Origin of the sequence: Nocardia sp. CA-129566 (assembly GCF_050956075.1) — a bacterium.
In the GTDB taxonomy this organism is placed as follows: Bacteria; Actinomycetota; Actinomycetes; order Mycobacteriales; family Mycobacteriaceae; genus Nocardia.
Map to the genome: position 1 here is coordinate 2,324,724 of NZ_CP192085.1, position 16,458 is coordinate 2,341,181.

Sequence of the window (16,458 nt, forward strand, 5' to 3'; positions counted from 1 at the left end):
GTGTACCCGACGCGGTGACAGGGTGCGATCAGCGGCCCGCGGAGAACGCTAGAGCGAACAGCCGTGCCCGAGCGAGCGGGTTTCGTTCGGCGTATCGGGCTCGGTCGTGACCGCTTGGATCCCATGTGGCTCAGGACAAGTCCGCGATGCGGCGTCATCAGCGGTGTTCGCCGCGGCTGAAGACAAGCGGACAGCCGCGGCGGGACTCGCCGAAACGCTCAGTGCCGCACACGCGCTGCTGCCCGAGCACATCGCCGATAAGGAGCGGGTCGCCTTCCCGATCATCGACCGCTACGTCGGCCTGGACGACTGAGCGCGTATCGACGCGACGGCGAGGAAGGGCGGCAACTTGAAGTCCGACGTGCCGCATGTGGTCGGCATGCGACGAACCGGAGCTGGTGTGGTTGAAGGAGGAGGCCGGGCTGTTGTTGAAGCCGATGCAGCGCGGCTTCGACAAGTGCGAGGCGATCATTGCGGGCTGAGCGCCGCGAGTAGCTCCGACTCGACCGGAGGGAGACCCGGGTGCGGATGACGCCCCGTCCGGTCGCACCGACCGACGGCGTGCCTAGACTGGCGGGCGAGAAGGAAGGACCGCTGATGAAGCGAAATCTGAACTGCCCCTGTGGCGAACACATCGTCGGGACGGACGAGGACGACCTGGTCTCGAAGACGCAAGCGCATCTGGCCGAGAAGCATCCGGGACACGAATACTCCCGCGACCAGATCTTGTTCATCGCTTACTGAGTCACCACCACACACGGCTTTTCGTCGCCGCACACCTGCGCGCCACCATATGTGATGGTGGACGGGCAGGTGTCGTGACGAAAAGCCGTGTGGGGTAGGTCATTTCCGCCGAATCGGAATACTTCTCACACCTATTGACCTACTGGGGCGAGCCCAGGCGCGCGCCGCCGTCGACGCGGACCACGATGCCGGTGGTGAAGCCATTGCTGACCAGGAATTCGATGGCCTGGGCGATATCGTCGGCGCTGCCGATCCGGCCGACCGGAGTCTGCGCGGCGATTCCGGCGAACACCTCGGCGCGGGCGTCGTCGGGCAGGAAGTTCCACCATTCGGTATCGATGACACCCGGTGACACGGCGTTCACCCGTACTGGCGCCAATTCGACCGCGAGTACCGGGACGATCGCCTCGACACCGGCATTGACGGCGGCCAGCGCTGCGGTTGTCGGCATCGAGCCGCCCGCGGATGCCGCGGAGACCACTGTGATGGAGCCGCCGGGCGCCAGATGCGGCAGTGCCGCCTGAATCGTGGCGACATGCGGCAGCAGTTTGCCGGAGACATGGGTCTGCAGGTGGTCCAGGCGGAGTTCGCGGAACGGGGTCGTTCCGGAGGGGCCGGTGACCGTCACCACGACGTGGTCGACCGGGCCGACCTCCGAAAACAGTTGGGCCAGTTCACCTTCGTTCCGTGCGTCCACCACCTTGCCGGTGACTTCGGGGCCCAGTTCCGCCAGGGCGGCGGTGAGTCGTTCCTCGTTGCGTCCGGCGATGACGACTTGCGCGCCGTTCTTGGCCAGTCGGCGAGCGGTCGCCAGGCCGATTCCAGAGGTTCCGCCCACGATGACGACTTTGTTGCTCACAACATCCTCCTGAAAGTTCCAACCACGATGATTTTCGAACCATCGTGCCTCGTTAATATATTCGAGGCATCGTGTCTTGTAAAGTGACGTGCATGACAGGAACCCGGGGGCGACCCCGCAGCGAGGACGCCAGGCGCGCCATCCTGCGCACGGCGCTGGAACTCTGCGAGCGGGACGGCTACCAGGACCTGACCATCAAGGCCATCGCGGACGGGGCCGGGGTGGGCAGGCAGACGGTCTACCGCTGGTGGCCGGACAAGGCGTCGATTCTGATCGAGGCGCTGATCGGCTTGGGCGATGAGCATGCGGAATTGCGGGTTCCGGACGAGACCGCCGATGTGCTCGGTGCGCTCGAGCGGCTGCTGACGGCCACTTTCGAACTCGCGCGGAAGGTCACGGGTCAGGCGCTGGTCGGCCTGATGGCGGACGCGCAGCGCGATAGCAACCTGTCGGATCGACTTCAGGAGGCCGTGATCGGCCCGCGCCGAGCGGCCCTGCGCGCACTGCTCCAGCGGGGTGTCGACGCGGGAACGCTGACCGAGGCGGTCCCGCTGGATCTAGTGGTGGATTTCGCCTTCGGCGCGATGTGGTACCGACTGCTCGGTCATCACGCGCCGGTGAACGCCGCACTCGCGAAGAATGTCACGACCGGCATCGCCACCATGCTCGCGCCGAACACGCCGGGGCGCGCCCGTCGCGAGATCCAGATTTAACGGAGCGTAACCGGAGCGAAACCTCGTGTGATGACACTGGGTGAAGCAGTGTGACGCGAGACACCTTACGCCACAGACACTTTAGCGCTAGGGCGGGAGCGGTGGGCGCCTGCCTGCGCGCAGATGAGGTAGCGCAGAATCATGTCACCGTACCCTGATTGGCTCAACTCCGGGGACAACACCTGGCAGTTGGTCGCCGCAACACTCGTCGCTCTGATGAGCATCCCGGGTATCGCCATCCTTTATGGCGGAATCGTGCAGCGGAAATGGGCCGTCAATACCATTCTGATGGCCTTCACCGCCTTCTCCGCGGTCCTGGTGGTCTGGGTGCTGTGGGGCTTCAAGATGGGCTTCGGTGAACCGCTGAAGCTCGGGCCGGGCATCCTGCGGGCCGCGGTCGGCGTTCCGCATACGATCCTCGGCAGCGACAACCAGAACCAGGCGGTCATTCCACTGCTCGACGGCTTGATGCCGAAGCTTCGTTTCTCCGAGACCACCCTGGCCTACTTCCACTTCGCGTTCGCCGCCATTACCCCGCTGCTGTTCCTCGGCAGCGTTATCGGCCGGATCAACTTCAAGGTGTGGCTGCTGTTCGTCCCACTGTGGACGACCTTCGCCTATACGGTGAACGCCTTCCTGCTGTGGGGCGGCGGCTGGTGGGCCTCGATGGGCGCGCTGGACTACAGCGGTGGCTATGTCATCCACTTGGCCGCTGGCACAACAGGTTTCGTGGCGGCGGCGATCATCGGCCCGCGCCTGGCCAGGGACCGGGAACGGGCCGTGCCGAACAATCTGCCGATGGCGGCGGCGGGTGCGGGCATCCTGTGGCTCGGCTGGAACGGTTTCAATGGCGGCGATATGTATTTCGGCGGTGCGAACGCCTCGCTCGCCGTCCTCAACACCAACCTGTGCACCGCGGTGGCCGTACTGGTGTGGGTGTTGTGGGATATGACCGCTGGCCCGCAACGCAAACCCAATTTCCTGGGCGCGATCAATGGCATGATCGCCGGACTGGTCGCCATTACACCGGCGGCAGGGTATGTCAACAGCTTCGGCGCGATGATCATCGGCGTTGTCGCCTCGACGGTGGTGTGGCTTTCCTGGAACAAGTTGGGGCGTACCAGATTGTTCCGGAAGGTCGATGACACGCTCGGGGTGTTCCACACCCACGGTGTCGCGGGTTTGGCCGGTGGCCTGCTGGTCGGTGTGCTCGCCGATCCGCACATCATCGTGTACCTGGGCAATGGCAATGATGTTGCGGACGTGACGGTTTCGGGTTGGCTGTACGGGCATCACCCGAAACAGCTGCTCTGGCAGGCGGGTGCGGCCGCGACGGTGATCGTGTGGGACGCCTTCGTCACCGTCGTGATCCTGAAATTCTTGGGGTTGTTCATGAGTCTGCGCATGCCGGACCATATGTTGGAGACCGGTGACGTCGCGGCCCATGAGGAAGAGGCCTATCCGGACGAGACCCTGGTCTCCGCCCATGTGGGGACGCTCCCCGCAGCGCCCGCCCTGCCCAAGCGTGCGCCGGACAAACCATCGGGTGAGGCGCCCGGGAATCAGGCGACCACGTGAATGCCACCATCCACCTACAGGGCAGTGTCGGGTACGGCATCGATGACCCGATGAGTCCAGGTGACGGCGTCGACGCGAAGCTCATCACCCTGGTGCTGCCCGCGGCCGTCTTCGATCAGATCAAACAGGCGCTGGCCATGTTCGGCGTGCGACGGATGGTGGTCTGCCAGGTCTACCGGGTGGACGACCGGGGCAGCCGGGTCGAACGCTATCGGGGCCAGCAGTTCGTCAGCGATGTCGAGGCCGGTCTGCGCATCGAATTGCTGGCCAGGAACGAGGATGTCGCCGATCTGATCCGGCTGATCGACCGGATCGGTGACAACGCCGGACCGTCCGGAATCCAGATCTGGATGATCGACGCGCGCTCGCTGTGACACCATCTCGCTCGCGAGGATGACGGTCGGGTCATCCGGACGCGGGAGGCGAGCGGGTCCGCACGCGGGAGACACTGGGTGCACTATGAGTTCTCGCAGTGTGCTCGCTCGGACCACCGGCGTGGTCTCCCGGGCGTCGGAACGGCTGCGCGCGTTGCCGCCGAGTGCGGTCGATATCGTGCTCGCGGTCGCGGTCACGGTGGCCAGCGTGGGACCCGCGATCGTGACGCGGGCGTCGTGGTGGGTGGTTGCCTACTGCGTGCTGGCATCCGCGCCCGTACTGTGGCGGCGGCGCGCGCCGATTCTGGTACTGCTCGTGGTCGGGCCCGCGATCACCGCACTGGCCTGCTTGCACGCCATGCCCGCACTGCCCTACGGCACCATCGTCTGCGTCTACACGATCGCCGCCTGCAGTCCGCCCCGGCCGCGGCGGTTCGCGCTGCTCACCGTGAGCATCGGAATCCTGTTGTCCCTGATCATCCCGAACGAGAGTCCGGACTCCTACGGCTATGCGGCCATGTCCTTCGTCACCGCCTGGGCGCTCGGCACCGGTGTGCGGGCGCGGCGGCTGCAGATCGAGATGTTGCAGGAGCGGGCGCGCCGACTCGACGAGGAGCGGGTCGCGGCCGTCGACCGGGAACGGCTGCGCATCGCGCGGGATATGCACGATATCCTCACCCATTCGGTCGGTCTGATGATCGTGCAGGCCGAGACCGGACCGCTGCTGACCCGCTCCGATCCGGATCGCGCCGATGCGGCATTCGCGGGCATCGCAGATACGGGTCGTGCAGCGGTGCAACAGCTTCGGCGCAGTCTCGGGGCATTGCGCGGCACCGACGATCCGCCGCACCAACCGGGGATCGAGGCGATACCCGATCTGGTCGAACTGTCGCGGCGCGGTGGGCTGACCGCCTCCTTCGACGAATTCGGCACGCGCCGTGCGGTTTCCGGTGATGTCGGGGTGACCGCATATCGGGTGGTGCAGGAGGCGTTGACCAATACGATGAAGCATGCCGGGGCCACTACCGCGCGAGTGTCGTTGCGGTGGGACGAGGATCGACTGATCGTGCGGGTGAGCGACAATGGTCGCGGGCTTCGTTCGGCGGGACACGGGTCGATCGGTGCAGGGGTTTCGGGCATCGGCGAGGGCGCGGTCGACAGTGGGCTCGCGGTGGGCCGTTCGACCGGGCACGGGTTGATCGGTATGCGAGAGCGCGTCACCACCGTCGGTGGGTGGCTTCGTTACGGGCCTTCGGTGCACGGTCGGTCGGTCGAAAGCCCTTCGACCGATGGCTTCGAGATCACCGCCGAACTGCCCATCGCGCAAGGGGCTTGAGCATGCGCGTGCTGGTGGTCGATGACCAGGACCTGTTCCGCGCCGGATTCCGACTGATCCTGGAGGCCCAGCCCGATATCACCGTGGTCGGTGAGGCCGCCGATGGACTCGAGGCGGTTGAGCGGGCGCTCGAATCGGCGCCCGATGTCGTGGTCATGGACGTGCGGATGCCACGCATGGACGGTGTCGCCGCGACCGCTCGCATTTGCGCGCAGACCAGTGCAAAGGTGTTGGTACTGACCATGTTCCACCTGGACGAGTACGTCTACGACGCGCTGCGCGCCGGAGCCAGCGGCTTTCTGCTGAAGGATGTGCGCCGCGAACAACTGGTCGAAGCCGTACGCGTGGTCGCCGCGGGCGAGGCACTGCTCGCACCGGCCGTGACCCGCCGCCTCATCGCCGACCTGGCCCACCGTGGCCAGCCCCGCCCCGAGCTCAGGCGCCGACTCGACGAGTTGACCGAACGCGAACACGACATCCTCCGCAATCTCGCCCGCGGCCTGTCCAACGCCGAACTCGCCGCCGCCCTCGTCGTCAGCGAGCACACGGTGAAATCCCATATCAGCTCGGTCTTCACCAAACTCGGCCTCCGCGACCGCGCCCAGGCAGTCGTCTTCGCCTACGAAGCGGGCCTGGTAGTCCCCGGGCGGGACTGAACCGCTGCGAGGAGTGCCGCCAACGCATATCGCGCTGGCGGCGCACCTCATACGCCGAAAGGAGGCCGTATATGCATCCCCGGACTGAATTGCGCAGCATTTCGAGGGCGCGCTGAATTCGGCAGTAGCAATTTCTGGCGCTACACCATAGCGGTGTCGTGTCGCGCCTGATCACATCACGTAGCTGCCTAATTCGCAGGTTTCAGCGATGAGCTCTCCGCCCATTTACTCGTACCGTCGGGTGCATTGAGTGTGTTGATCAGATCCACCGCCGACAGCACCAGAACTGGTCCCCCGGCAGCGATTGTCCCCAGAATGCCGCCGATCCCGGCACCGGCCATCGCGGCGGGCAGGCAACCCACCCCGAACAGTGGCAAACCCATAATGCATCCGGTAACGCCTCCGGCGACCAGACCGATCATGGTGCCCACGAATGTGCCGATCGTGGCGGCGAGCCCGAATCGGGTCGAGAACTCCGCCAGCGCCGCCTGATTCTCGACGGGCGACGCGACCGGCGTCACGGCCGGTGCGGCAGCGGGCCGCAGCTCAGCGTGCGTCAACCGCAGTTCCTTCGCGTCTTTGCTGAGCGAGGAGTCGACCGTCAGCACCTTGTCGCCCACGTTGAACCGCGTCGGCATGACCATGACGGGCGCGCCGCTCCTGTCGAGAATCGTGAACGTGCTGTGGTCGTGGTCGAGAACGAAGGTCCCTCCCGATAGTGTGGTTGTTACCGCGCGTTCCACCGAGGTGACCTTGTACTCGATGTCATGTTCGGCGGATGGTTCCGCGTGGGCGGTTACCGGCGCGATTGCCGCAACGCATGCGATACCGATCGCCGCGATGCGCAAGGTTTCGATCACGGATTGTCCTTTTCTATTTTGTGGGTCAGGAACATGAGACGGACGCGCTGAAACGTGCGGCTGCAGACCGGCAGCAGCGAGCCAACAGACAACCACAGCCGCAATGTCCTGACCAGCTTCGCCACCAGAAATAGGTGATAGGTGCGAGCAAATGTCGGAGAATCGGGCAACTCGCATACCGAAAGTTTGATTCCTTGTAATCGCCTGCGCGCCACCCCCTTCCGACCGCGCCCGATTCGAGCATCGAATTACGACAAGTCGGTCAGTCGTGCCGTGTATCTCAGCTTCGGCAGATCGGTGTCACCCGGCCGAATCCGCTCGGCGAGGTCCGCGAGTATGGACAGCGATGGTGACGACAGGTCGACGGCCGTCCGCAGCAGCCGCCGTAGCCGGTCGTCGGAAACGGTTGCGATGACGCTGATATCGGTTCGTCGTTCACCGCGAGGCAGTCCGGTGCCGAGCCAGTAGGGGTCGGCACCGAAGAAGTCCGCGAGGGCCTCGATCAACTCGAAACGGGGATGGCATCGATGTCCGTGCCGCAGCATGGATACGTAGGACCCGGATGTCGTCTGACCGCTGCGAGCGAGAGCCTCGGCGAGCATGCGGTATTGCAATGGTTGGCCGTGCCCGGTCTCCCATTCGGTGATGAGTCTGTCCAAGCGATCCGCGAATTCGCCGTCGCCCGCGGCCGCCGAACGCCCGGACGATATCTCGGTCCAGGTGTCGCGTTCAGATGCCATCGTGCACATCCGAGAAGTAACAGGGGACGCACCCGCGATCCAGCCGGGCGGGATAGGGGTCGCCCAATCGGACCGGCAGGCGGCCCTTTTCGTAGGCACGGTCCACGTGGATCTGCGATAGCGGTGCCGACCCGAGTGCGCGGAACTCCCACCGTGCTCCCGTGGCATCCGATTGCCAACCATCCTGGTCGATCGCGTATATCCGCTGGACCTGTCGATCGACAACCACGATGGCGTGATCAGCGTTGCGTCTGGCGGCGCTGCTCACCCGCCACCATCGCCGATCTCGCTCGTAGAGCGCTTCGGGGGTCCGCAAGACCGACGGCCCGGCATCCGGCCACGGCTGCGAGATGATGAGCGCGATACGCTCGCCGACCGCGGTGAGGGCGCCCCAGCGTTCATAGGCGTGGGCCCGGTCCAAGCCCGTGGCGGAGGCGACATCGCCCATCTCGGCCGTATAGTCGAGCGCCGCGGCGGCAGCTTCCGACATCCCGGCATCGATCTCGCACGCGAGCACACTGTGCACCCGCAGCAGGGCTAGTTGGAACTCACGCACCTGCGCGAATTCCAGCTCACCATCCTCATAGCGAGTCCATGCCTGTGGTCCGAGCCCGCTCAGTTGGCCGGCGAGGCCGACCAAGATAGTCCGCACGGACCGTGACAGCCATAACCTCTCGGTTGCCCACAGATCGCGTGCAAAGGCATACCCGCAGCCGTTTACGTGTCCATCGGTCATAGCCACGGACTCTAGCTAGGAAATGTACGCAGGTCATGGATTTACCGGATCGATCTCAAGCAAATCTTTTTCCAGAAGAGCATGGGGTAGCTGTCAATTTGCGAATGCCAACCAGTCGGTTCGTAGCTATCTTTCGCTCGATGTCGAGAACATCGACGGAAAAGGTCCTTCCGGTCCACGACATCCCACTCGAACAAACCTGGACCCCAGATATCAGACCCCGGGCAAGGCGAATGCCCGATGTGCTCCCCCAATCGATCGACCAGCGTAACGGTGTGTCGTCCCACCGCCGACGTCTGGACAGATGTGCGTTCCGCGGACCCGGTCGATGCTCGAAAAGGGAGAACACACTGATTACGACACCGCTGAATCCGATGACACCCACGGCTTCCCCGGTCGAGCCCGCCACCACGGCCGACCGGTTCGATTGGTCGATCGGCCACGCCGACGACACGATCGTGGTGACGTTCGGCGCGGAACGCGCCGGAATCGAGTTACCCGCTTCGCTGCGAATCGGGGTCGAGTTGTTCTTCCAGGACAACGGCCTGTCGGGACCCACCATCGCCATCGGTGGTCCCGTCGGGCGCCATATCCGGCTCGTCACCGGCATCAGCAAAGCCGATCGGGCCATCGAGTACCTCCAGCACTGTGGGGCGGTGCTCCATGTCGGCCGCGCCGTATGGCACCTGCCACATGTTTCCGGCCCCGGCCTCGCATGGTCGGCGGGCGGCGGACACGGCCATCGCATACCTCCGCTCGTGGCGGTCGCCGCCGCGGTTCGAGCGGTGCGATTGTGCACCCCCGCCGGACTCGAATAGCTCACGCCGGCGTTCGCTGACCGCTCGGTGGGTGCCGATTCGCTGGTGGCGCAAAGGCGGCGGTGCAACGATGGCCGCTCCGGAGGAGTGAGGTGGGGTTCGCTCGCAAGGGCGATGTGGGGCAGCGGTGCGCGCGGGAAGCATCAGAGAGCATCCGATCGAGTGGAGCTTTCGATGAAGCGTTTTCCGACATTGTCCGCCATTCTGGTGTCGGCGGTGCTGTGGTATTTCGGTACCGGTCTGCATCCGTTGCCCGGCTTGGTTTTTCTGGCACCGCTGCCGGTGTTGTTGATCGCGCCGCGAGTCGCGGCTGCGACGGCGTTCTTCGCCGGGTTCCTCGCGTGGTGGGGGAGCGGGCTGCGGTTTTGGTCGTATTTCATCGACACCATCGAGCAACCTGTACCCGTTACGGTGCTGCTGCTGGGTGGAACCGCCACGGTTTTCGGCGGCTTGGTGGCGATGACGCGTGCTTTGGTGTTGCGGGGCCGACCCGGGTTCGCGGTGCTCGCGCTGCCAGCTGGTTGGGTGACGTTCGAGTTCTCGGTATCGCTGGTTGGGTCGTTCGGTGCGTGGTGGAGCGTCGCGTACACCCAATTCGCCGTGCTGCCAGTGATTCAGATCGCGTCGCTGACCGGTCCGTGGGGAATCACCTTCCTCATCCTGCTGGTGCCAGCGGCCATCGCCGTGCTTGCGACACCCGAAGTGACTGCCGCCCAACGTCTTCGGGTCGCAAGCGCGACCGCGGTGCTGCTCGTCGCGGTGGGGGCATTCGGCTGGTGGCGGCTTGCCGTCGCGCCGGAGCGGGATATCGTGCGGGTCGGTCTGCTCGCGCTTTCCCAACCGCCGGAATACGTTCCGGTGGACTCGCCGGCCGGTCGCGATATGGTCGCGCGGGCGGTGACGGAGATCGACCGGCTCGCCGACCAGGGCGCGCAAGTGGTGGTGCTGCCCGAAAAGGCTTGGACCGCGGATGAATCGACATTAGCGATGATGTCGGGTCCGCTGACCGAGGTCGCCACCCGGCGCACTATTCACGTCGTCGCCGGACTCGTCCTCACCAGAGGCGCAACCAGCGTGAATGCCGCCATCGACTACCCATCGGGTGTCGAGTACGCCAAACATCGGCTGATACCCGGCCTGGAAGACGACCTCGAGCCGGGGACCGGCTGGCAGCGCGTTCCCGGCGAACCTTGGGCCTTGGCGGTGTGTTTCGATCTGGACGGTCCGGACCTGGTACGCGAAAACCGGCGGCGCGGCGCGACCTTATTGCTGGTCCCGGCACTGGACTTCACCAGCGACCACTGGCTGCACAGCCGGATGGCCGTCCTGCGCGGCATCGAATCCGGCGTCGGCATCGCACGCGCACCGCAACTGGGCGAACTCGTGGCCAGCGACTCCCGTGGCCATGTCCTGGCGTCGGCGCGGACCGACATCACGGTGACCCGTTCGGTGCTCGCGTCGATCCCGCTGTCGTCGGGCACGACGGTCTATGCCCGGCTCGGTGACTGGTTCGGCTGGCTGTCCATCGCGCTGTTCGCCATCACGGCCCTCGGCTCGATCGGGCGGCGATCGGCGACCGGACACACCCGAGCCCCAGCCGCCAGCTACTCACCGTAGGCACCCGTCCGCGACGGTAGCCGGTCGGTCGCTGCACACCGCTTGGGTGAGCAGTGTTCGGCGCTCGCGAGCGCCGATGTGATGACAGTCACAAATGTCGTCGATACCGCAGGTGGCGGCCGACTCGTCCGTGTGCGCGCGGGTGGGGCCCTTGTTTGCCCAGTTCGGAACCTGGGTAACGGTTGCTTTCGTGCCCCTTGCCCGGAAAACCGGGCCGGGCCGGACGAACGAATCGAGGCCCCGGACCGGGGCCGGTGAGGAGGCGCGCATGACGGACAGCAAACCGGAGGCCATACCCCTGCGCCGATCGGTCGCCGCGTCCGCGATGGGCAATGCCACGGAATGGTTCGACTACGGCGTCTACGCCGCCACCGCCACCTACCTCACCGACGCGTTCTTCCCCGGCGATCTCGGCACCCTCGGCACCATGCTCGGCTTCGCCGTCTCCTTCGTCCTGCGTCCGCTCGGCGGCATGGTCTGGGGACCGCTCGGCGACCGGCTCGGCCGAAAGGTCGTGCTGGCCACCACGATTCTGCTGATGGCCGCCGCGACCGGCTGTATCGGCCTGCTGCCGACCCATGCCCAGATCGGTTGGCTGGCGCCGGTGCTGCTCATCGCATTGCGGGTTGTCCAGGGCTTCTCCACCGGCGGCGAATATGGCGGTGCCGCAACGTATCTGGCCGAATGTGCCAATGACCGCAAGCGTGGATTCCTCGGCAGTTTCCTGGAGTTCGGCACCCTCGGCGGCTTCGTCGGCGGTTCGGCGGTGGTGCTGTTGTGCCAGCTCGTCTTCGGATCGGCGGCGATGCACGATTGGGGCTGGCGGATCCCGTTCCTGTTCGCGGTGCCGCTCGGCCTGATCGGCTGGTACCTGCGCTCGCATCTGGACGAATCGCCGGTATTCACCGAGGTGGCCGATCAGCCGCATCCGCCGGGCGGCCTGCGCGAGGTGGTGACCACCTATCGCCGCGAGACGCTGACACTGGTCGGGCTGGTGGTCGCGCTCAATGTGGTGAACTACACCCTGCTCACCTATCAGCCGACCTATCTGAAGAACACCATCGGTGTCGGCGAGTCGACCACCACCGCGATGATGCTGATCGGGCAGTTGGTGATGATGATCGTGCTGCCGTTGTTCGGCAGGCTTTCCGACCGGGTCGGCCGCCGCCCGCTGTGGCTGGTCTCATTGGTCGGTCTCGCGGTGCTCGCGCTGCCCATGTATTGGCTGATGGGTCGCGGAACAGGTTGGGCCATTACGGGATTCATCGTGCTCGGCCTGCTCTACATTCCCCAGTTGGCGACCATCAGCTCGACCTTTCCCGCGATCTTCCCGACGCATGTGCGCTACGCGGGGTTCGCCCTCGGCTACAACGTCTCCACGGCCGTATTCGGCGGTACCGCCCCGCTGGTCAACGAGGCCGCGATCGAATCGACCGGCTGGTCGCTGTTTCCCGCCGCGTATTTGGTCGGCGCCAGTCTGATCGGGCTCGTCGCCTGGTCGTTCCTGCGCGAGACCGCGGGAACCTCATTGCGCGGCACCGCTGTTCCGGAAGCGGGCCATCTGCCGTCGCCGATTGCCGCACAGGCCGCCGTGTGAACCTGGGAATCTGCTGAGTACGCCCCCGCGCGGGTAGTGTCGCTATTGCCGATGGATTGCTGATTCGGCGCAACGAGCCGGGTCGGCGACCATCGGCGACGGTACGCAGACAGTACTGTCCGCACCTATCGGATGGGAGACGCTCGTGCAGATTCAGGTCAACACCGGCAGCAATATCCACGGCGGCGCATCGCTGGCCGAGCGCGTGGAGTCGACGATCTCGGCGACACTCGATCGCTTTTCCGATCAGGTCACCCGGCTGGAAGTCCACCTGACCGATCTGAACGCCGATAAGGGTGGACCGGACGATAAGCAGTGTGTGTTGGAGGCCCGGATATCCGGTCAGCCGCCGGTCGCCGTCACCCATCGCGCGGCCACGGTCGCCGATGCCTACACCGGCGCCGCCGACGCCATGGCCAATCTGCTCGACAGCCGCTTCGGCCGCCTGCATCACACCAAGGGCGGCGAATCCATCCGGTATCTGCGCGCCGAATTATAGACAGCGTCGGCCATATTCTCATCGGTGGGAATATGGCCGCAACAAAGGCGCAGCAGAATACCCAACCGACCCTGGTCGTAACCCTTTCATTGGCGAATCGGCCACGCCCCCAGACTTATTGATGCCGAACAGATTAAAAAGGCCACACCGGAACAGAACTGGTGTGTAATACCGATCGGTAACTGGTGAGCCGGGGGGGCTGATGAGGGTCCGGTGATGTATGTGAATGCCGTCGATATCGCACATCGATCGGACGCTCCGATCAACCGTCGGCGTACGGGAGCTTTCTGGTTCGGGCTGGGATCGACGGTGCTGGGGACCGTCCTGCACCTTCCGATGTATCTGATGGCCCGGGATATGGGCTATCGGATGGCGGGCATGCCCATGGACGGCGCCATGATCGCCGGGATGATCCTGATCGTGATCGGCCTGGCCGTCACCACGTACGGACTGTTCCCACAGCGCGCGGTGCACCACACGGTGTCCGGGCTGCGGGTCCGGGCACTCGACGACGCGCCGATCAACCGGGTGCACGTGGTGCTGCTGCTGATCATGGCCGCCGCGATCACCATCGACGTGATGAAGCCGACCACGCTGGCCTTCGTCGTTCCGGGCGTGGGCGCCGAGTATCACCTGCGCACGCCCGCGAGTCCGCACCTGGACGCACTACCGGTGGCGCTGCTGCCACTATCCGGCATCACCGGCACGGTGCTCGGGTCGTTCCTGTGGGGCTGGCTCGGCGACCGCATCGGCCGTAAGGCGGCGATCCTGCTGGCCGGGATCTTCTTCGTTGGCACTGCCATCTGCGGCGCGATGCCCAGCTTCGAGTTGAACGTCGCGATGTGCTTCATCATGGGCCTGAGCGCGGGCGGGATGCTGCCGATCGCCTTCACACTGCTATCGGAGACCATTCCGGCCCGCCACCGGGGTTGGCTGCTGGTGCTGATCGGCGGCGATATCGCGGGGGCCTATGTCATCACCAGCTGGCTGTCCTCGACGATCGGCCAGACCTACGGCTGGCGCAGCATGTGGTTGATCGGCTTGCCCACCGGCCTGCTGCTGGTGCTGCTGGTCCGTTGGATTCCGGAGTCGCCGCGGTTCCTGATGGCGATCGGCCGCCACCAGGAGGCCGAAAAGGTGCTGCGCACATACCATGCCGAGGTCACCACGGTCGAAGAGTCGCAAGCCGCGGCCGCAGATGAGCTGCGCGGTGGATTCGGTCAGCTGCTGCGCCGCCCCTTTGCCGGAATGACCATGGTGCTGGCCCTGTTGGGACTCGGGGTCGGACTGGTCACCTACGGATTCCAGCTCTGGCTGCCGACGAATCTGCGCAGCCTCGGATTCACCGGCGTCACCGCGGACAAGATCCTGCGTGATTCGGCGCTGATCGGCTTTCCGCTGAATTTCCTGGTCGCCTACTGCTACCACCGCTCCACCAAATGGACGCTGATCACGCTCAGCACGCTGCTCGCCGTCGCGCTCGGTGGCTTCGTGATCCTCGGCGACCATGTCGCCGACAACACCGCGCTGCTGTATGCCCTTCTCGTGGTGCCGATCTGGGGTTCCAGCTCGGTGGTCGCGGTCATCGTCGCCTACGGCGCGGAGGTCTACCCGACTCGGATCCGCTCCCGCGGTAGCGGCGTCGCGGCGGGCATGACCAAGGCGGGCGGCGTCCTGGTCATCGCACTGGTGGTGCTTGCCGTGGCCACACCATCGATCGCGGTGACCGCGGTGATCAGCGCGGTGCCGATCGCACTCGCGGCGGTGGTCGCCGTCGGGTTCATCGTCGAGACCCGGCGTAAACCGTTGGAGCAGATCACCGCCGATGAGTTGGGGCTACAGGCGGCGTGATGACGAATACTGCAACGGCAGCGGAGCCGGTACTAGTCGGTTCGATGCGTGATCGTCTGATCGAGGCAACAGTTCAGCTCATTTCGACGGAAGGACTGACCTCGCTGACCGTGCGACGCGTGGCACGGATCTGCGGGGTTTCCACCATGGCCATCTACTCCAACTTCAGCGGTATGCCCGGCCTGATCCAGGCGGTCGGCTCCGAGGGCTTCACCCAGTTGGTCGCGCGGCTGGCGCGATGCCAGGTCGCCGACGACCCGATCGCCGAAATCTTGGTGCTCGGCTTCGTCTTTCGGGACGAGGCGCTGCGCAAACCCGAGCTGTTCCGGCTGATGTTCGCCACCGAGTCGCCGAAGGCGGAGGTGAAGCTGCATCGGGGCAACGTGCTCTCCGGTGGCGGCGATTCCGACTTCGAGAACTTCGCGGAGAGTTTCGATTACGTGGTCCGCGCGACGCAGCGAGCACTGGACGCGGATCTGCTGCGCGGCACCAATGCCCGCGCGGCGGCCGCCCAGTTCTGGACCGGGCTGTACGGGTTCATCCAACTCGACATGGCGGGCCTCTATGGCGACGACGGCCTGTCCGAGGTGTTGCTGCCCTCGATCATCAATATTCTGATCGGTATGGGCGCCGAACGCGAGACGGTCGAGCGATCGGTGGCCCGCGCCCTCGACTTGGTCGTGTCACCGACCGGCGTCTGCGCGTGATCAACGGCGCTGTGTGATCAACGGCGCTGTGTGATCAACGGCGCTGTGTGATCAACGGCGCTGTGTGATCAAGGGCGCTGTGTGATCAAGGGCGGAGCTTGATGGCGATGCGCTGAGCGCGAGCCATGGCGCGCTCGGCGAAACCATTTCGCTTGGGCAGCAATTCGAGTTGCAGCAGCAGTTCGTTCAGATCCCAGGTGGCCTTGCTGCGCCAGATGAGTCCGGAGCGGAACTGCCAGATGTCGACCACGAACAGATCGAACTTCTTGCCGGTGCCCGCGAATCCGGGCGGGTCGATCGGGCCGAGATGAGTGCCGATCATCCGCCACGGCATGATCGCGGCGAGTGCGTCCGGCGTGATGACGGGCTCGAAGACGGTGGTGTAGTGGACATCTGGGAATGCGCGCTTGGTGTCGTGGACGAACTTCGCCACCCCGGCACGGCCGGCGATCAGCTCGGCCTCGGACGGGTCGAGCCAGCGCGTGTCCTCGGTGACGCATTCCGCCACCGCGGCGCCGTCGCCGGTGTTCCATCCGGCGATGTAACGGTCCACGAAGGCGCGCAGCCAATCGGCGTCCGCGATGGGTTCGGCGGCCGGATCGAGGGCGAATTCACCAGAGTTCATGGCGTCACGGTACCTGGATAACAATGTCATCGGTTCGAATAACAATGTCATCGGAGCAGATGACATTGTTATTCGGTGTGGGCCGGATGTGAAATAGCGGTGTTTGGGGATTGCATAACAATGTCAGCCTCATCGTCAACGATCTTCC

At 65.2% G+C, this 16,458-nt stretch carries 18 protein-coding genes; 13 read left to right on the forward strand and 5 right to left on the reverse strand.

The window, feature by feature from the left end; translation table 11 throughout:
- Positions 1-163 precede the first annotated feature (163 nt).
- Together ACQP0C_RS10420 and ACQP0C_RS10425 are read left to right on the forward strand one after the other, a co-directional pair.
- Positions 164-313: a hypothetical protein gene (locus tag ACQP0C_RS10420; protein WP_433732730.1), complete on the forward strand. Its 150-nt coding sequence runs from the start codon at positions 164-166 to the stop codon at positions 311-313.
- A gap of 284 nt (positions 314-597) precedes the next feature.
- A complete protein-coding gene (locus ACQP0C_RS10425; RefSeq protein WP_433732731.1) occupies positions 598-744 on the forward strand; it encodes a DUF1059 domain-containing protein in 147 nt (48 codons plus the stop codon).
- Positions 745-883: 139 nt separating this feature from the next.
- Here the strand turns inward: ACQP0C_RS10425 and ACQP0C_RS10430 are convergent, their stop codons facing one another.
- On the reverse strand, positions 884-1,603 hold the full coding sequence (locus tag ACQP0C_RS10430; RefSeq protein ID WP_433732732.1) for an SDR family oxidoreductase: 720 nt from the start codon (positions 1,601-1,603) through the stop codon (positions 884-886).
- Positions 1,604-1,695: 92 nt separating this feature from the next.
- On the opposite strand from ACQP0C_RS10430, the gene ACQP0C_RS10435 reads away from it, so the two are divergent.
- The 5 genes from ACQP0C_RS10435 to ACQP0C_RS10455 all read left to right on the forward strand — a co-directional run bounded on the left by ACQP0C_RS10435 (position 1,696) and on the right by ACQP0C_RS10455 (position 6,260).
- Entirely contained in the window at positions 1,696-2,316 is a 621-nt protein-coding gene (locus ACQP0C_RS10435; protein ID WP_433732733.1) for a TetR/AcrR family transcriptional regulator, read from the forward strand.
- A gap of 141 nt (positions 2,317-2,457) precedes the next feature.
- On the forward strand, positions 2,458-3,894 hold the full coding sequence (locus ACQP0C_RS10440; RefSeq protein WP_433732734.1) for an ammonium transporter: 1,437 nt from the start codon (positions 2,458-2,460) through the stop codon (positions 3,892-3,894).
- Positions 3,891-4,268 carry a hypothetical protein gene (locus ACQP0C_RS10445; protein WP_433732735.1) on the forward strand — a complete coding sequence of 126 codons (378 nt, stop codon included), beginning with the start codon at positions 3,891-3,893 and terminating at the stop codon, positions 4,266-4,268. The genes ACQP0C_RS10440 and ACQP0C_RS10445 overlap by 4 nt, the downstream gene beginning before the upstream one ends.
- An 85-nt stretch (positions 4,269-4,353) precedes the next feature.
- Positions 4,354-5,604 (forward strand): sensor histidine kinase, encoded by a 1,251-nt coding sequence (locus tag ACQP0C_RS10450; protein WP_433732736.1) that lies wholly within the window; start codon positions 4,354-4,356, stop codon positions 5,602-5,604.
- Positions 5,601-6,260, forward strand: coding sequence for a response regulator (locus tag ACQP0C_RS10455; protein WP_433732737.1), 660 nt, complete (start codon positions 5,601-5,603; stop codon positions 6,258-6,260). The genes ACQP0C_RS10450 and ACQP0C_RS10455 overlap by 4 nt, the downstream gene beginning before the upstream one ends.
- Before the next feature lie 188 nt (positions 6,261-6,448).
- Here ACQP0C_RS10455 and ACQP0C_RS10460 read toward each other — a convergent pair whose 3' ends face one another.
- The 3 genes from ACQP0C_RS10460 to ACQP0C_RS10470 form a co-directional block, all read right to left on the reverse strand.
- A complete protein-coding gene (locus tag ACQP0C_RS10460) occupies positions 6,449-7,297 on the reverse strand; it encodes a hypothetical protein (RefSeq protein WP_433732738.1) in 849 nt (282 codons plus the stop codon).
- Positions 7,298-7,368: 71 nt separating this feature from the next.
- Positions 7,369-7,860, reverse strand: a complete 492-nt coding sequence (locus ACQP0C_RS10465) for a hypothetical protein (protein WP_433732739.1) — start codon at positions 7,858-7,860, stop codon at positions 7,369-7,371.
- Positions 7,850-8,512: a hypothetical protein gene (locus ACQP0C_RS10470; protein ID WP_433732740.1), complete on the reverse strand. Its 663-nt coding sequence runs from the start codon at positions 8,510-8,512 to the stop codon at positions 7,850-7,852. Before ACQP0C_RS10470 ends, ACQP0C_RS10465 begins: the two co-directional genes overlap by 11 nt.
- A 458-nt stretch (positions 8,513-8,970) precedes the next feature.
- Here ACQP0C_RS10470 and ACQP0C_RS10475 point away from each other — a divergent pair, with 458 nt between their 5' ends.
- The 6 genes from ACQP0C_RS10475 to ACQP0C_RS10500 all read left to right on the forward strand — a co-directional run bounded on the left by ACQP0C_RS10475 (position 8,971) and on the right by ACQP0C_RS10500 (position 15,685).
- Complete coding sequence (locus tag ACQP0C_RS10475; protein WP_433732741.1) at positions 8,971-9,414, forward strand: hypothetical protein; 444 nt, start codon at positions 8,971-8,973, stop codon at positions 9,412-9,414.
- A 174-nt stretch (positions 9,415-9,588) separates the two neighbouring features.
- The gene (locus tag ACQP0C_RS10480) at positions 9,589-11,031 is read left to right on the forward strand and encodes a hypothetical protein (protein ID WP_433732742.1); all 1,443 of its coding nucleotides are present in this window, start codon (positions 9,589-9,591) and stop codon (positions 11,029-11,031) included.
- A 268-nt stretch (positions 11,032-11,299) separates the two neighbouring features.
- Entirely contained in the window at positions 11,300-12,628 is a 1,329-nt protein-coding gene (locus tag ACQP0C_RS10485; RefSeq protein ID WP_433732743.1) for an MFS transporter, read from the forward strand.
- Positions 12,629-12,773: 145 nt separating this feature from the next.
- Positions 12,774-13,127, forward strand: a complete 354-nt coding sequence (locus ACQP0C_RS10490) for an HPF/RaiA family ribosome-associated protein (RefSeq protein WP_433732744.1) — start codon at positions 12,774-12,776, stop codon at positions 13,125-13,127.
- Positions 13,128-13,436: 309 nt separating this feature from the next.
- Positions 13,437-14,978, forward strand: coding sequence for an MFS transporter (locus ACQP0C_RS10495; protein ID WP_433732745.1), 1,542 nt, complete (start codon positions 13,437-13,439; stop codon positions 14,976-14,978).
- Between the two features lie 44 nt (positions 14,979-15,022).
- On the forward strand, positions 15,023-15,685 hold the full coding sequence (locus ACQP0C_RS10500) for a TetR/AcrR family transcriptional regulator (protein ID WP_433732746.1): 663 nt from the start codon (positions 15,023-15,025) through the stop codon (positions 15,683-15,685).
- A gap of 85 nt (positions 15,686-15,770) precedes the next feature.
- On the opposite strand, the gene ACQP0C_RS10505 is transcribed toward ACQP0C_RS10500, so the two are convergent.
- Entirely contained in the window at positions 15,771-16,310 is a 540-nt protein-coding gene (locus ACQP0C_RS10505; RefSeq protein ID WP_433732747.1) for an ester cyclase, read from the reverse strand.
- Between the last annotated feature and the right edge of the window lie 148 nt (positions 16,311-16,458).